This is a genomic window from Enterobacter sp. CP102, assembly GCF_025152625.1.
Lineage (GTDB): Bacteria > Pseudomonadota > Gammaproteobacteria > Enterobacterales > Enterobacteriaceae > Enterobacter > Enterobacter soli.
In genome coordinates this window covers 613870-630223 of record NZ_CP104014.1, presented here as the reverse complement: position 1 = coordinate 630223, position 16354 = coordinate 613870, and the positions used below count along the sequence as shown (strand labels likewise).

15 protein-coding genes are annotated in these 16354 nt (G+C 55.6%); 13 read left to right on the top strand and 2 right to left on the bottom strand.

What is annotated here, in order from left to right; all coding sequences use genetic code 11:
• The first annotated feature begins 68 nt into the window (after positions 1 to 68).
• From N1249_RS02975 to N1249_RS02930, 10 genes are all read left to right on the top strand, one after another.
• Positions 69 to 551 (top strand): DUF2501 domain-containing protein, encoded by a 483-nt coding sequence (locus tag N1249_RS02975; protein ID WP_259834436.1) that lies wholly within the window; start codon positions 69 to 71, stop codon positions 549 to 551.
• 269 nt (positions 552 to 820) lie between these two features.
• Positions 821 to 3112: a phosphatidylglycerol--membrane-oligosaccharide glycerophosphotransferase gene (gene opgB, locus N1249_RS02970; protein ID WP_259834433.1), complete on the top strand. Its 2292-nt coding sequence runs from the start codon at positions 821 to 823 to the stop codon at positions 3110 to 3112.
• A gap of 183 nt (positions 3113 to 3295) precedes the next feature.
• Positions 3296 to 3931 (top strand): EAL domain-containing protein, encoded by a 636-nt coding sequence (locus N1249_RS02965; protein ID WP_259834430.1) that lies wholly within the window; start codon positions 3296 to 3298, stop codon positions 3929 to 3931.
• The gene (locus N1249_RS02960; RefSeq protein WP_259834427.1) at positions 3932 to 4483 is read left to right on the top strand and encodes a helix-turn-helix transcriptional regulator; all 552 of its coding nucleotides are present in this window, start codon (positions 3932 to 3934) and stop codon (positions 4481 to 4483) included.
• A gap of 12 nt (positions 4484 to 4495) precedes the next feature.
• Complete coding sequence (locus N1249_RS02955) at positions 4496 to 4993, top strand: spore coat protein U domain-containing protein (RefSeq protein ID WP_259834424.1); 498 nt, start codon at positions 4496 to 4498, stop codon at positions 4991 to 4993.
• 2 nt (positions 4994 to 4995) lie between these two features.
• Entirely contained in the window at positions 4996 to 5772 is a 777-nt protein-coding gene (locus N1249_RS02950; protein WP_259834421.1) for a molecular chaperone, read from the top strand.
• A complete protein-coding gene (locus N1249_RS02945; RefSeq protein WP_311202524.1) occupies positions 5681 to 7975 on the top strand; it encodes a fimbria/pilus outer membrane usher protein in 2295 nt (764 codons plus the stop codon). Before N1249_RS02950 ends, N1249_RS02945 begins: the two co-directional genes overlap by 92 nt.
• On the top strand, positions 7966 to 8919 hold the full coding sequence (locus N1249_RS02940) for a spore coat U domain-containing protein (protein ID WP_259834418.1): 954 nt from the start codon (positions 7966 to 7968) through the stop codon (positions 8917 to 8919). The genes N1249_RS02945 and N1249_RS02940 overlap by 10 nt, the downstream gene beginning before the upstream one ends.
• 131 nt (positions 8920 to 9050) lie before the next feature.
• Positions 9051 to 9791, top strand: a complete 741-nt coding sequence (locus tag N1249_RS02935) for a helix-turn-helix domain-containing protein (protein ID WP_259834414.1) — start codon at positions 9051 to 9053, stop codon at positions 9789 to 9791.
• A gap of 2 nt (positions 9792 to 9793) precedes the next feature.
• Positions 9794 to 10267: a hypothetical protein gene (locus N1249_RS02930; protein ID WP_259834411.1), complete on the top strand. Its 474-nt coding sequence runs from the start codon at positions 9794 to 9796 to the stop codon at positions 10265 to 10267.
• Between the two features lie 62 nt (positions 10268 to 10329).
• Here the strand turns inward: N1249_RS02930 and N1249_RS02925 are convergent, their stop codons facing one another.
• Complete coding sequence (locus tag N1249_RS02925; protein WP_259834409.1) at positions 10330 to 11352, bottom strand: zinc-binding alcohol dehydrogenase family protein; 1023 nt, start codon at positions 11350 to 11352, stop codon at positions 10330 to 10332.
• Positions 11353 to 11491: 139 nt separating this feature from the next.
• On the opposite strand from N1249_RS02925, the gene N1249_RS02920 reads away from it, so the two are divergent.
• The 3 genes from N1249_RS02920 (at position 11492) to N1249_RS02910 (ending at position 14525) form a co-directional block, all read left to right on the top strand.
• Complete coding sequence (locus tag N1249_RS02920) at positions 11492 to 12406, top strand: GntR family transcriptional regulator (protein ID WP_259834407.1); 915 nt, start codon at positions 11492 to 11494, stop codon at positions 12404 to 12406.
• A gap of 217 nt (positions 12407 to 12623) precedes the next feature.
• Positions 12624 to 13985: an MFS transporter gene (locus N1249_RS02915; RefSeq protein ID WP_259834404.1), complete on the top strand. Its 1362-nt coding sequence runs from the start codon at positions 12624 to 12626 to the stop codon at positions 13983 to 13985.
• 30 nt (positions 13986 to 14015) lie between these two features.
• Positions 14016 to 14525, top strand: a complete 510-nt coding sequence (locus N1249_RS02910) for a GNAT family N-acetyltransferase (RefSeq protein ID WP_259834401.1) — start codon at positions 14016 to 14018, stop codon at positions 14523 to 14525.
• A gap of 112 nt (positions 14526 to 14637) precedes the next feature.
• Here the strand turns inward: N1249_RS02910 and tsr are convergent, their stop codons facing one another.
• Positions 14638 to 16302 (bottom strand): methyl-accepting chemotaxis protein, encoded by a 1665-nt coding sequence (gene tsr, locus N1249_RS02905; RefSeq protein ID WP_259834398.1) that lies wholly within the window; start codon positions 16300 to 16302, stop codon positions 14638 to 14640.
• Between the last annotated feature and the right edge of the window lie 52 nt (positions 16303 to 16354).

The window sequence follows — 16354 nt, the reverse complement described above, 5'->3', positions numbered from 1 at the left end:
CGGCGCGACAAGAGGTATATACTGACTCCACTTTCGGCCCAAAACGGGCTTTGTTCGGGTAAGCAATTATGAAAAAACACATTCTTCTCAGCACAGTATTAGGCGCGCTGCTGGTATCCGGCGTTGCGCAGGCAGCATCATGGCAAGATTCACTGACCAGCGCCGCCAACGAGCTTACTAAAGAGAGCAGTAGCTCTCAGGGTGGCCTGTCCGCCTCTTCCCTCACCAGCCTGTTAGGTAGCAGCAGCCAGAGCCTGAGCGCGGGCACCATGAACAACGCGGCAGGTATTCTGGAATATTGCGCGAAGCAAAAACTGGCTTCCGTGACCGACACCCAGAACATTAAAAACCAGGTGCTTGGCAAACTGGGTCTGGATACGCAGGAGCAGAAACAAGATACCAACTATATGGACGGTATTCAGGGCCTGCTGAATGCGCAAAACGGCCAGCAGCTTAACCTCAGCACCCTCGGTAACTCCTCGCTGGCGAAAGAAGTGAAAACCAAAGCCTGCGATCTGGTGCTGAAACAGGGTATGAATTTCATCTCCTGATCGACCCCATTTTCTGCCACAACACGCCGTGTTTAATACGTTAGTCTTACAACGCGGCGCTAAATGAGCATTTTCACCACCTGCCACAGTCTCAGCGTCCGCCAGCCAGGATGCGACTGCCTTCAAAAAATTGGTTTTCTAAACCAAATCCTAACAACAGCACATTTTAGTGACACTAAAATTGCAGCTAAACGACATCGCAATTACATTGTATTACCAAAAAATAACCAGTTAGCCAGCTAAGCGCCTGGCGTCATGAGGATATGCTGTTGTCAGAGTTAATGTCCCTAACCCTTTTTCTTGCCTCCGTGGGCGTTTACGCCTGGAAAGCCGGACGCAACACCTGGTGGTTTATCGCCACGCTGGTGGTGCTTGGTATTTTTATTGTTCTCAACATTACCTTATATGCGAGCGATTACTTTACGGGCGACGGCATTAATGACGCGGTGCTTTATACTCTGACGAACAGCCTGACCGGCGCTGGTGTTGGTAAGTACATACTTCCAGGCCTGGGTATTGTGGTATCGCTGGTCGTCATCTTCAGTGCGCTTGCCTGGGTGCTGCGTCGTCGCCGGCATCATCCCCACCATTTTGGCTACAGCCTGCTGGCGCTGTTCCTGGCACTGGCCTCAGTGGATGCCAGCCCGGCCTTCCACCAAATCACCGAGCTGGTCAAATCCCAGTCGCGCGATGGCGATCCTGATTTTGCTGCCTACTATAAAGAGCCGTCGAAGAAAATCGCCAGTCCGAAGCTCAATCTGGTCTACATCTACGGTGAAAGCCTGGAGCGGACCTACTTTGATAACGACGCGTTCCCGAACCTGACTCCCGACCTTGGCCCGCTGAAAGACGAAGGTCTTGATTTCAGCCACACCATGCAGTTACCTGGCACCGATTACACCATCGCCGGGATGGTCGCTTCCCAGTGTGGTATTCCGCTGTTTGCCCCGTTTGAAGGCAACGCGTCGGCATCCATGTCGAGCTTCTTCCCGCAGAACATCTGTCTTGGCGATATCCTGAAAAACTCCGGCTACGAAAACTATTTCGTGCAGGGCGCTAACCTGCGTTTTGCCGGGAAAGACGTATTCCTGAAATCACACGGTTTTGATCATCTTTATGGCTCAGAAGAGTTAAAAACCACGGTAGCTGACCCCACCTATCGTAACGACTGGGGCTTCTACGACGACACCGTGCTGGATGAAACCTGGAAGAAATTCGAAGAACTTTCCCGCTCAGGCCAACGCTTCTCTCTATTCGCCCTGACGGTAGATACACACCATCCTGACGGATTTGTGTCCCGCACCTGTCAGCGCAAAAGCTACGAAATCGACGGTAAAAACAATAAGTCCTTTAGCGCCGTAACGTGCAGCCAGGAACATATCGCCGCGCTGGTCGATAAAATCAAAGCCTCACCCTATTTTAAAAATACGGTGATTGTTGTCTCTTCTGACCATCTGGCGATGAAAAACAGCGCATGGGATGAGCTCAACAAACAGGACCGTAGCAATCTGTTCTTCATTCTGCGTGGCGACCAGCCGCAGCAGGAGGTGATTGCCACCAAACGTAACTCGATGGATAACGGCGCCACCGTGCTGGATATCCTGGGCGGCGATAACTTTATTGGCCTGGGCCGCAGCACCCTGTCCGGGCAGTCGCTGTCGGAAGTGTTCCTCAACATGAAGGAAAAAATCCTCGCGTGGAAGCCGGATATCATCCGCCTGTGGAACTTCCCGAAAGAGATGAAAGACTTCACCATCGATCAGCAGAAAGGCATGATTGCCTTCTCGGGCAGCCATTTCCGCCTGCCGCTGCTGCTTCGCGTGTCGGATAACCGCGTAGAGCCGCTGCCGGAAAGTGAATACTCTGCGCCACTGCGTTACCAGCTGGCCGATTTCGCCCCACGCGATAACTTCGTCTGGGTAGACCAATGCTACAAAATGGGCCAGCTCTGGTCGCAGCCGCTGTCGCTCTCAACCGACTGGTGCGTCTCCCAGGGGCAGCTTGGCGGGGAACAGATCGTTCAGCACGTCGATAAAGCCCAGTGGAAAGGTAAAACCGCCTTTAAAGATACGGTCATCGACACAGCCCGCTACCAGCGCAACGTCGACATGCTGAAAATCGTCGACAACGATATTCGTTATAAAGCCGACAGCTTTATCTTTAACGTAGCTGGCGCGCCGGAAGAGGTGAAGCAGTTCAGCGGGATCTCGCGCCCTGAATCCTGGGGTCGCTGGTCCAATGCCCAGTTGGGTGACGAAGTGAAAATCGAATACGCCCACCCGCTACCGGAAAAATTCGATCTGGTGATCACCGCCAAGGCATTTGGTCCTAACGCCCATCATCCAATCCCGGTTCGGGTCGGTGACACCGTTCAGGCGCTGACGCTCGGCAATGATGTCACCACCACCACGCTGCATTTCGACAACCCGTCGCGCAGCAATACCCTGGTGATTGTGCCGCCAGACCCGCAGTCCACTAACGAAGGCAATATCCTCGGCCACTCGCCGCGTAAGCTGGGTATCGGGATGGTAGAAATCAAAATTGTGAGCAACGAAGGTTAATCACACTCCGCGCCCGACATCGTGTCGGGCGCACAAAACACACACCAAAACCCTATAAAGTGTTTATAAATTAGATAAAAACACTTTATATAAGATAAATTTATTTATAAATATCCTGAAAGAAAACCCATCCCTACACTGCGTAACTCATCAATTCACGACGAGAACTCACGCAATCCCATCATGTTAACTGGCTACAAATTCGAATCCATCCGGGCATTACATACTGAAAATGTGATTGCCTGGGAAATGTTGTCCACGGCAAAACCGCACGTCAATCTTGAGCACTACTTCAGAGCGATGTCCTTTGCCCAGCGTAAACAGCATTTTTTTGCGCAACTTTGCCACGCCATGAGCTGCAACGCGCAAGGGAAATATTACCTGAATGCCACCTCCGATCTGCTGCTGGAAGAGAGCTTCTTCACCCGCCTGATCCTGGAAACCCCGCGCCCGGAGCAGCTTGCCATCGAGGTGACCGATCTTGAACAGATTGTGCAGCTCAGTGCGAAGGACACCCGCACCCTGCGCCAGCGGATAGCGTCCCTGCGCCAGTGGGGAGTTGAGGTGTGGGCGGACGACGTCTTTGAGGCCATTTTGCCGCAGCTGCTGGCCCGCCAGTTTTTATTCTACGGCGTAAAAATCGACAAACAGGCGTTCTGGTCCGGCAGGACGGAAACAGAACACTTCCTGCACCTGACGCAGCGCTGTAAATCGCTGGCCAACAAGGTGTTGATTGAAGGCATTGAAACCTTTGCCGATTTCGCACTTGCCCGCGCCAGTGCGGCGGATTACGGCCAGGGTTACCTGTGGAATAAGTAAATGAACATGTCTCACACCGCACACGCCGATTATCAAATCATCATTCTGAGCGACAACTATTTCCTGTGGCTCGGCCTTAAAGCGCTCATTTCGACGATGATGGCCCCCCGGCCAGATATTTTCTGGAGCAATGGCGTAAGCCCGGAAAGCATTCTGCGAATGCGCGAACAGGTCATGAAAAGTTCGCCCCATAAGCACAGTCTGGTCTTTACCGAAGCCTCGCGTGTCAATGACATCCAGATCTACCTGCCTTCTGAGCGGGTGAAAGTGATGCCGACCAACCTGTCGGTGTCGCAGCTGATCCTGTGCTTAAGCACTGAAAATTTCACCAACGCAAGCGTACCCAACGCCACCCTGACCCGTTCAGAGCTGCGGGTCTGCACGCTTATCAGCAAAGGGATAAGCCTGGTGCGTATCGCACAGCTGCTGAACAAATCGCCCAAAACCATCTACACGCACAAGCGTAATGCGATGACGAAATTCCACTGCCACACCCTGGCGGAATTTCACCGCAAAATCTGCCTGCTGGAACAGCAGTCGCTCTATTTTTAACGGATAAAGACCATGAAACTTGTCCCCGCACTGTTCTGCTGCGCCACGCTTTTACTTCCTGCCACGGTGATGTCTGCTGATACCACCACCACGGCGACCATGCACGTCACGCTCGAAGTCGTGAAATCCTGCACCATTAACGCCAACGACCTGAATTTTTCGCGTCACAGTTCTGATGAAACCGCTGAGATTCAGGCCAGTACACAACTTAACGTCACCTGTACCAACGGTACGCCGTTTACGCTCTCCGCCCTCAGCCGTGACACCAGCGAAAACGGCACTTTCTGGCTGAAACCGGATGACTCCGGCAGCGGCGCGCAGAGCATCGCCTGGAAACTTTACGCTGACGAAAACAAGCAGACCCAGATAACCAGCAGCGAGGGGATCACCGGAACCGGTAACGGTCAGGAGCAATCGGAAACCCTGTACGGCGTGATTGAGGCAGGCGCACTCGCGACCGCTCAGGCAGGTTCATACAGCGATGACATCACCCTGAATCTGGTGTACTGAACATGCGACGCCCTTTTCTTCTGGTAGCCCTGTGGCTGCTGACGCTGATACTGCTCTCACGCTACGCGCTTGCCGCAACCCTTCAGGTTGCGCCGGTGACGCTGGATCTGGACAACGATCAGCGGGCCACGGCGGTGTACCTCACCAACAGTGGTAACACCCCCATCCATGCACAGATCCGCGTCTATGACTGGACGCAGGAAAACGGCCTGGACCGCCTCACCCAGACGGATGCCGTGGTCAGCAGCCCGGCCATGACCAGCCTGGCGCCCGGCCAGCAGCAGCTAGTGCGCATCATTGTTTTGCAGCCTGGCGCACGCGCGCAGGAGCAAAGCTATCGCCTGGTGATTGATGAGCTACCGGCCGGGGCGCCAGATGCGTCGCACCACAATGCGGTGCACTTCATGCTGCGCTACTCCATCCCGGTGTTTATTGCCGGGACTCAGGCACCCGGCAGCAACGACAGCGCCCTGCGCTGCGAAGTGGCCAGCTCTGGCGCCACAATCCAGTGCCATAACACAAGTGACCACCATATTCGTCTCAGCAACGTGCAGGCTCTGGCAGCAGATGGGCAGGTCGTCGAAACACTGAAAGGCCTGGCAGGCTACGTGCTGCCGGGGCAGATGTATGTCCTTACACTCAAGAAGACTCCACGCCATCCGCTCAGCGCGTTGCGCGCCTGGGTCAATGAAAACCACCAGCCCAGCAAGATTGATTTACGCCCGCTCACTGCTGGCGTTACTTCTCTGGCTCGCGATCGTGCACTCAGCCCGCGCTGAGCCCCCGGCTGAGCAAACGCAGTGGCTGGCCATCACTCTGAATCACGCAGAGCGCGACGGGCTTTGGGCCTGCCGCGTGGCGGGTGATGCGCTGTGGATAGCCCGCAGCGATATCAAAAAACTGGGGCTGCGGGCACCGGCGGATAATCACGAGTGGATTGAGCTGTCGGCACTGCCCGGAGTGCAGGTCAGCGTGGATGCGCTGGCGCAACAGGCCACGATCCTGGCGAGCGCCAGCGCGCTGGATAATCAACAATATCTGGTCAGCGAAGCCCCTGAGCATGTGTCCGGCTATCCGCTGGCCGAGCCCATCAGCGCCCTGACCCTGGCTTACTCACTGTATGCCAGCGAAACCGATACCTCGCGCCAGGTCAGCGCACAAACCACGATCACCGCCACCGGCGTGGTGCCCGGCGTACTGAGCAGCAGTTTTTCCAGCCGCACGGGGGATGAGAGCAGCAGCGCACATACGCGGCTAATGACACAATGGCAATGGGATAACCCGGCGTCGCTCACCAGCCTGACGCTTGGGGATAGCATCACCACCGGCACAAGCTGGAGCCGCCAGGTCCGCTTTGGCGGGCTTCATTTCGCACGTAACTTCCAGCTCAATCCGCAGCTCAACACCGCGCCACGCGCGCAATACAGCGACAGCGTGGTGTTACCTTCAACGGTCGATCTCTACATTGACGGACTAAAGCAGAGCAGCCAGAACGTTGCGCCGGGCGACTACCTCCTCGACACCCTTCCCACGTTTACCGGTAGCGGGCAGGCGCAGGTTGTGGTCACCGATATCAACGGGCAGCGCCGTACCGTGCTGCTCGATCTGTATGGCGCGCCGGGAATGCTGGCCGAAGGGCTGAGCAGCGGCGCACTGGATCTTGGCTGGGCCCGGCAAAACTACGCGGTACGCTCAGACGATTATGCCGCTTCGCCAATGCTCGATTCAGGCTGGCGCTACGGCGTAAACAACCATCTGACGCTGGCGCTGCATACCGAGCTGCAGCGCAGACTGCATAACGCCGGTATCGGCAGCGACTGGCTGATTTCCCCCAGGGCTGGCATTGTCAGCCAGCATATTGCCTACAGCGACAGTCAGTACGGCCAAGGCATAAAATGGGGGATGAGCTGGCAATGGAACGGCAACGGCACGGGCATTTCTGCCAGCACCGTTCGCAGTGAAAAAACCTTTGCCGATAATGCCCGCATGAGCGGGACTCTGCCCGCCAGACGCAGTGATACCCTGTGGGTCAGTCATTCGTTTCTCCACGCGGGAACGCTGGGGGCTGGCTGGGTGCAACAAAACCTGCAAGGCAGCAAGCAGCGCTATCTCAATGCCTCCTGGTCCGCAACGCTCCCGTTGCAAATCTCGGCCACGCTGAGCTACACCCGCTCTCTCTCAGACGCCAGCCATACCGTGCAGCTGATGATGACCATTCCGTTTGGCAGCCACGACACCCTCTCTGTGCAGGCGAGCCGGAATACTCCCCGGCTGGATTATCGCCATCAACCGAACGAACAAACCGGCGGCTGGTCATGGCAGGCGGGACAATCCTTTGGCGAAAACGGTGAGAAGTATGCCGATGTGGGTAACCTGAGCCGCTACGGTGAATGGCACATCGGGATGGAGAGAGGCGACCATACCCGCAGCCAGTACGCCACCGGCGAAGGCAGCCTGACGTTGCTTGATAACACCCTTCACGCATTGCGCTACAACGAGCAAGGGCTGGCGCTGATCTCCACGCGCGGTATCGGCCATGTCCCGGTGCTGCTGGAAAACAGACCCGCAGGTGAAACCGATGACGAAGGCTATCTGCTGCTGACCGACCTGCCTCGCTACCACAACAGTAAAGTGACCATCGATCCGCTGAGCCTGCCTGCGGATGTGATGACGCCGGTGACCAACATCTACGCCCGGCCCGGCACGGCTACGGCGGTGAAAGTCGATTTCGATGTGCATCACGCGGTGTCCGTGCAGGCCCGGCTGGTCAACGCCCGACACCAGCCTTTGCCGATGGGGAGCGTTGTCTCAACGCCACGCGGGGCAACTATCGTTGGTCGCGATGGCTTTATCTGGCTCGAAGATCCCCCGCTCCCCGGCGAACTGGTTGTGAGAACGCGTCAGGGGACATGCCGCGTCGCCCTTCCCCCAACGCAGTTATCGACATCACGCCTCAACCTCGGGGAACAACCATGCCGGTAAAAATGCTGTTTTTCCTGATACTGTTCACGCCGCTCCACACCCTGGCCATGAGCTGCTGGATGACATCCGGGGCGGACATAAACTTCGGCAATATGGTGGCAGGGGAAGCCGTCTCAGCCAGTACAAAAGTGAAATTCAGCTGCCAGGCCGACTACGGCACCAGGCAGTACATCAATGTCTGCCTGAGCAGTACCGAGACCCCGCCGTTTCAGATGATGTCGGTAGGCGATGACCAGGGAAAGCAATACACCCTGCTGTTCCGGATATTCAGCGCCACCGACCGTGCGCAGGAGCTCAGCCAGCCCACCAGCGGCAACCTGATGCAGCAAACCCTGGTCGCGGCCAGCAACACCACCGTCAGCGGCAGTTTCCCGTTAATCGCCACCATTCCCGGCGGGCAGAGCCAGCTCCCGGCGCGCAGCTATTTCAAATACAACATGGATTTGCGTATCGCCTGGCGCAGTTCCGGCTCGCAGGAAACGTTAAAAAGCTGCCAGGACGGCTCTGCCGACGGCGAACAAATCCAGGGTTCCAGCCGGGCAGAAGCGACCCTTACCGACGGGTGTTTCATTCAGCGCGTCACCCCCCTCAACTTTGGCACGCTCACCAGCTCAGCAACACTCAGCGCCAGCCGTTCGACCGCCACCCTTACGGCTCGCTGCCCGGCGGGAACCGCCTTTTCGCTTGGCCTGAGCACGGGCGCACACGCCAGCGGCAGCCAGCGCCAGGTCTGTAACAACGCAGGACAGTGCCTGCGTTACGGGCTGTGGCAGGATGCCAGCACCACACAAAGCTGGGGAGATCAGAGCAGCGGTAACACGATGAAGGTGTCAAACGAACAAGGAGGAACTCAGAGCTACAGCATCTACGGGGTGATCCCCGCACAGCCTCTGACCGGCACAGGGAAGTTCAGCGATGACGTGGTGGTGACGCTCACTTATTAATCTGAATAAAAACCAGCCTGGATCAATGTTATCGGTAACAAGTCAGTTAAAATAACAACCTGACCTGATGAACTGTGCGCTCAACACTCACCGTTTGTATTCCATTCTCTCTGTCTGTTTTGCCATTATCTATGAAATACCTGCTTGCTGATGTCCTCGTCTATAACGACGAAGACGGATCATTTTCTCTTATCGGTACGCCAGAAGAAGAGCCTCAGATGCTCACCGGCACGGCGAACGCCATCATGAAACTGCTGGTCGCCCATCACGGTAATGTCATTGAGCGCGAAGGTTTTTTGCGCGACGTCTGGGACGAACGTGGCCTTCAGGGCTCAAATAATTCGCTCAACCAGTACATCAGCATCCTGCGCAAAATGCTGGCAAGCCTTGTCCCTGATACCGGCTTCATCATCACCGTGCCCAAAATGGGGTTTATGCTGAGTGCAGATATTCCGGTCAACCCGCTACGCAGTGCCGAAACGCAGAGTCTGCCGGTTAAAAAACCGCGCCGCTGGCGCTATGAACTGCTGTTTTGCAGCGCGCTGACCCTATGCGTGCTGGCGCTTTGCATCTGGTCGTTCGTGATAAAGCAAAATCAGGATCACGCGAAAATGCACCTGCTGACCCACATTGGCGAGTGCCCGGTCTACACCTTTGCCCCGCTGGCAGATGTGTTTCACAGCAAAGCCATATCGCTTGCCCGGAAGATCCAGCACGATGGCAATCTTCCCTGTCTGAAGAACTCCATCTTTTACCTGCACATTCAAAATACGCTTTTCTATGGTCACGAAGGGCGGCTGGTGCTTTCTCAATGTTCTCTTACACGGGGTAAAGCCAGCGCCTGCCGCACGCTTTACTCTTTCGAGTGGTAACCATGACGCGCAAAAAAATGGCGCTGATTATCGCCTTCAATCTGATCCTGGCCGTTGTGGCGCTGCTCTGGTATCGCCACACCCCGCCGTTTTCCCTTGTCTGTCAGGGGAATCTGACCTTTTCGGACCTGCGTGTGAACAGCCCATTCCGCTTTGAAGGGGGCGTTACCCTGCGTTTTCATACCGACGGCACCGGGTATTTCACCCTCAACGGAGACGTCCTCAATGACCAGCATCAGTGGCAGGTTTCCCGCCAGGAAACGTTCAGTTGGCAGCGAATGCAAAATTCGGTTTATGAAATCACCATCCTGAAGATTGAAAAGTTTGGTCATGACGAACTGCCGGCGGGCATTTTTGAGAAGTACATTGCAGGGTTAACGCTGGGCAATAAACGGCTGATCACGCTGGATCGCACGCCTGAAGATGCGGTGGTGCTCAGCAACTTCTATTCGCCACTGCTGATCTGCGCAGACTAAGCCGCGCAGACGGGCAAAAGAAAAAAACAGCGCCCAACCAACCCCCGGGCGCTGCATGGCAACTAGAAGGTGATCACCCCTTTTATCAGCTCGCGGTTGTTAATCACGTCGTTCTCATAATGTTCAGCAAGGGTGGCAAACGGGTAGCGGTGGGTCAGCATCATCTCGGCGGTCAGTTTGCCTTCGGCCATCAGTCGTCCCACTTTGGCGAAATCTTCCGGCGTGGCGTTTCGGCTGCCCATCATGGTGGTTTCTTTCTTGTGGAACTCAGGGTCGGAGAACTGTAAGTCGCCTTTAAACAGGCCGACAAAAACAATGCTGCCCCCATGGCGGATCAGGTTCACGGTGTTATTCATCGCCCGCGCGTTGCCCGTGGCATCAATGACTTTTTGCGCCAGCGAACCGCCAAACTGCGCGCGCAGCAAAGCATCAAAATCATCGGCGGACGGGTCGATAACCGGCACGCCCAGCCGGGCAATAACATGTTCCCGCCTTGCCGGGCTGGTGTCTGCCACCACCACCTGCGCGCCGTCGGCTTTGGCAATTGCCGCCGCACCCAGGCCAATCGGCCCGGCCCCCACCACCAGAACCTGCTCACCCGCGGCAATAGCGGCCCGACGCACCGCATGAGCACTGATGGCGTAGGGTTCAATCAGCGCCGCGGCCTGGGGATCAATGCCATCTGCAACCAGTAAATTATCAACCGGCACAGACAGATACTCACTGAAACCGCCATCCTGGTGAACGCCAATCACTGAAATCTTCTCACAGCAGTTGGTACGCCCGCTGAGGCAGGCCGGACACTGCTGACAGGCGACGTAGGGAATAACCGCAACCTGCTGCCCGGGGTTAATTTTTTTAATATTTCCACCCAGTGCAATAACCTCACCACATATTTCATGCCCAAGTACCCGAGGGTAGCTGAAAAAAGGTTGATTACCGCCCCAGGCATGTATATCCGTGCCACAAATGCCTACCGTTTTTATTTTAATTAATGCCTCGCCGTTGCCAGGCGCTGGAATTTCTCTTTCTTTCCAGATTAATTTTTTTGGCTCATGACAAATCAGCACATTCATTGTGGACATGGTTTTTCTCTCCCGTTTTTCTGTTGCCTCAGATATCGATGAAAAATAAAACGCAGGAGAAACCGAAAACATAAATTGTGAAAAGCCACTCATAAAAATGTTTTAAATCGGGTTTTAATACCCAAAAACGGAGGCCAGCATGAGTCGTTCACAAAATTTACGCCACAATGTGATTAACCAGGTGATTGACGATATGGCCCGCGGCCATATCCCCTCGCCGTTGCCATCCCAGAGCGCGCTGGCAGAAATGTACAACATCAGCCGCACCACAGTGCGCCACATCCTGAGCCATCTGCACGAATGCGGGGTGCTGACCCCGGTGGGCAGCGACTACGTCATCACCCGCAAACCCGATCATGACGATGGTTTTGCCTGCACCAGCCAGTCACTCACCGAACAGACCCGGCTGTTTGAACAGGCTTTTTTCACCATGATCAATCAGCGTCAGCTGCGGGCAGGTGAGACATTCTCGGAGCTACAGCTGGCCAGGGCCGCAGGCGTCAGCCCGGTAGTGGTGAGAGAATACCTTTTAAAATTCGGGCGTTACAATCTGATCCAGAGTGAAAAACGCGGTCAGTGGAGCATGAAGCAGTTTGACCAGGCCTATGCAGAACAGCTGTTTGAGCTGCGGGAGATGCTCGAAACCCATGCCTTGCAGCACTTTCTCAATTTGCCCGACGATGACCCCCGCTGGCTGGAAGCGAAAACCCTGCTGGAACGCCACCGGATGCTGCGCGACAGCATCGGCAGCAGTTTTCGCATGTTCTCCCAGCTCGACCGCGACTTTCACGCCCTGTTGCTTTCCGCTGCCGGGAATATCTTTTTCAATCAGTCTCTTGAGATAATTTCGGTAATCTTCCATTTCCACTATCAGTGGGACGAAAGCGATCTCAAACAGCGCAACATCATCGCGATAGACGAGCACATGACCATTCTCAGCGCCCTGATCTGCCGCAGCGACCTCGATGCCACCCTGGCGCTGTGTAACCATTTGAATACAGCCAAACAATCGATGATTCGGTCGATCAACCAAAGCACTGCCGGTACGCATTAAGAACAGATTAAAAACAGCAAATGTCTATCAACCGCACGGTTTCATCAAATTTAAAACGCCGGATAAATATCCCTTACCTATGCTCACGAACAGTCGACTGAATTTAAAAACATTTCGTGAGCGGTGGTGAAAGTTATTTCACTACTGATTTTTAAAATCCATTTCGGGCAAAAACAGATTGCCCGAACAATAAAAAGATAACATTCAGGAGTCCGGCGTGGAAAAGAACAATATTACCCTGGATCCACGGTCGTCGTTTGATGCGGCCTCACCAAGCGATATTCCCGTCCCGCCAGAGGGAATGGTTCAACGCAGTAGCAGAATAAAACGCATTCAGACAACCGCCATGATCCTGTTATTTTTTGCGGCTGTCATAAATTATCTCGACCGCAGTTCGCTGTCGGTGGCGAATTTAACCATTCGCGATGAGCTCGGGCTCAGCGCAACGCAAATCGGCGTGCTGCTGTCCGTTTTCTCACTGGCCTATGGGATAGCCCAGCTGCCCTGTGGCCCTCTGCTGGATCGCAAAGGCCCGCGGATTATGCTCGGCCTCGGGATGTTCTTCTGGTCGCTGTTTCAGGCCTGTTCCGGCCTGGTGCACAGCTTTACGCAGTTCGTGCTGGTGCGTATCGGGATGGGCATCGGTGAAGCGCCGATGAACCCGTGCGGCGTCAAGGTGATCAACGACTGGTTTAACATCAAAGAGCGCGGTCGCCCGATGGGCCTGTTCAATGCGGCATCCACCATTGGCGTGGCAATCAGCCCACCGATCCTGGCGGCAATGATGCTGGTGATGGGCTGGCGCGGCATGTTTATCACCATCGGTGTGCTGGGCATCTTTCTCGCAATTGGCTGGTACATGCTCTACCGCAACCGTGAGCAAATCGACCTCACGGGCGTTGAGCAGGCATATCTGAATGCCGGCAGCGTGAATACCCGCCGCGATCCGCTGAGTTTTGCCGAATGGCGCAGCCTGTTTCGTAATCGCACCATGTGGGGGATGATGCTGGGCTTCAGCGGCATTAACTACACCGCCTGGCTGTATCTGGCCTGGCTGCCGGGCTACCTGCAAACCGCCTATAACCTGGATTTAAAAAGCACCGGCCTGATGGCAGCCATCCCGTTCCTGTTTGGCGCAGCCGGGATGCTGATAAACGGTTTTGTCACCGACTGGCTGGTAAAAGGCGGCATGGCCCCCGTCAGGAGCCGTAAAATCTGCATCATCACCGGGATGCTGTGTTCGGCTGCATTTACCTTTGTCGTACCCAATGCCACAACCTCAATGGGAGCGGTGCTGCTGATTGGTATGGCGCTGTTTTGCATCCACTTTGCCGGCACCTCCTGCTGGGGGCTGATCCACGTTGCCGTGGCTTCCCGCATGACGGCATCCGTCGGGAGTATTCAGAATTTCGCGAGCTTTATCTGTGCATCGTTCGCCCCTGTCGTGACCGGTTTTATCGTAGATACCACGCATTCATTCCGCCTGGCGCTGATCATCTGCGGATGCGTTACGGCCCTCGGGGCGCTGGCTTATATCTTTCTTGTACGCCAGCCCATTAGCGATCCGGGAAACCATTAAGCGCAGGCAAATCCCGCTATACTTGCCGCCATGAAAATGACATTCCGCCCAACCACAGAGAATGACGTTGCCTGCCTGCCCGCCATCGAGCGTGCGGCAGGCCAGCGCTTTCGTGATTACCCTGAACTCGCCTGGCTTGCAGACGGTGACGGTATGTCCGTTGAGCAGCATCTCGATTTTGCAGAGCGCGGGCTGAGCCTGCTGGCGCTGGCAGACGAGCAGCCTGTTGGCTTTCTTCTTGCAGAAGCGCATCCCTCATCGCTGTTTATTGTGGAACTGTCGGTGCATCTGGCATGGCAGGGAAAGGGAGTGGGTCGCCAGCTCATTGCCTGTGCAGGAGAACATGCCCACAAGCTGGGGCTGAAGTCTCTGACATTGACGACATTTCGTGACGTGCCGTGGAATGCCCCGTTTTATGCGCGGCTGGGGTTTGAAAGGGTAGATGCGTTAACGCCTGAACTGCGTCAAAAAAGGGAAGAAGAGGCCGCGCACGGTTTCGCGTATGACTCCCGCTGCGCCATGCGCCTGCCTCTTAGTTAATTATAACGAATCCCCGAACCGTAGGCCGGGTAAGGCGTAGCCGCCACCCGGCAAAACATCCTGATTCGTAGGCCGGGTAAGGCGAAGCCGCCACCCGGCACAGCGTGCAGTATTAGAACGTTTCCCAGTTATCGCCCGCATCGGCGGTCGCGGTTTTACGCGCCATCACCGGGGTCGCAACGGTTTTTGCCGAACCAAACTCGCGTGCTTTCATCTGCTCCTGCTGAATGCGGAACACCGCAACAGCCTGAGTCAGACGGCTCGCCTGCTCTTCCAGCGCCGCAGCGGCCGCCGCAGACTCTTCCACCAGCGAGGCGTTCTGCTGGGTTACGCGATCCATCTCTGCCACCGCCAGGCCAACCTGGTCGATACCGCGGCTCTGTTCGTCAGACGCAGAGGCGATTTCACCCATGATGTCGGTGACGCGAGTGACCGCATTAACGATCTCGCCCATGGTTTCACCGGCGCTTTCTACCAGGGTAGAGCCCACTTCCACACGGCCAACAGAATCTTCAATCAGGCTCTTAATTTCACGCGCCGCCTGGGCGCTGCGCTGCGCCAGGTTACGCACTTCACCGGCAACAACCGCAAAACCACGGCCCTGTTCACCCGCACGCGCGGCTTCTACTGCGGCGTTCAGTGCCAGGATGTTGGTCTGGAACGCAATACCGTCGATCACGCTGATGATGTCAGCAATTTTCTGCGAACTGCCCGCGATGTCACGCATGGTTTGCACCACGTTATCCACCACTTTACCGCCTTTCTGCGCGGTTTCAGACGCGCTCAGCGCCAGGTTGCTCGCCTGACGGGCGTTCTCGGCGTTCTGCTTAACGGTTGCGGTCAGCTGTTCCATGCTGGCAGCCGTTTCTTCCAGAGAAGCCGCCTGCTGTTCAGTACGGGAAGAGAGATCGTTGTTGCCCATTGAGATCTCGCTCGCGCCGCTGTAAATGGCATTCGCGCCGTTACGCACATCGCCCACGGTACGCACCAGCTCACCCTGCATATGACGCAGCGTGTCGGCCAGTTCGCCCATCTCGTTGGTGCCTTCCACGTCGATGCGCTTCACCAGGTCGCCGCTGGCGATATGACGAATGCTGTCGATCAGACGGTTCAGCGGGGAGATCAGCGCCTGCTTGATACCCAGCCAGACGGCAACAATCACCACCAGCACGGCAATCAGCACGCTAATCAGCACCCAGATAGCCTGGCTGTAAGAACTGTTGCTGTCCTCAACGGCGGTCTTGTACAGCTGGTCGTTTTGTTGCAGGTAGTTGACGTACTGCTTCTCAAAACCGTCCTGGAAGCTCTGGGTCGGCTGGTCGAAGAAGGCGTTGATTTTACCCGCACCCAGCAGCTGGATCAGCTCAGCCAGCGCACCGTGATAAATATCGTAGTTACGTTTGATTTCCATCGCCGCCGCATCGCTTTGACGCGGGTCGCGTGGCAGGGCTTCGTAATCCGCCCAGTTTTTTTCCGCCTGTTTCAGGGACGCAGAGGCAATCTGCATTAAATCAGAAACGGTCGCGCCGCTGCCAATATTGCTCTGATCCATCATGTAGCGGATGCCCGCGCGGTTCAGGGTGTTACGGGTTTGCAGCAACGCCACCCAGCTACCGTTCAGCGTGGATTGTTGCTGGCGAATGGTTTGCAGGACGGTGAAGTTCTCTTTGTCATGCTTGAGGGCATTGAAGAAAAGACCACCGGAGGTGAGTTGTAAGAGGCCAAAAATAGCTAAGACCAGCAATAAACTGGTGACAATCTTGATACGGTTTAACATGTTTTCTCTTTCCATCAGACAGATAACAGAATTTTCGGCCTGGAAAAGGAAA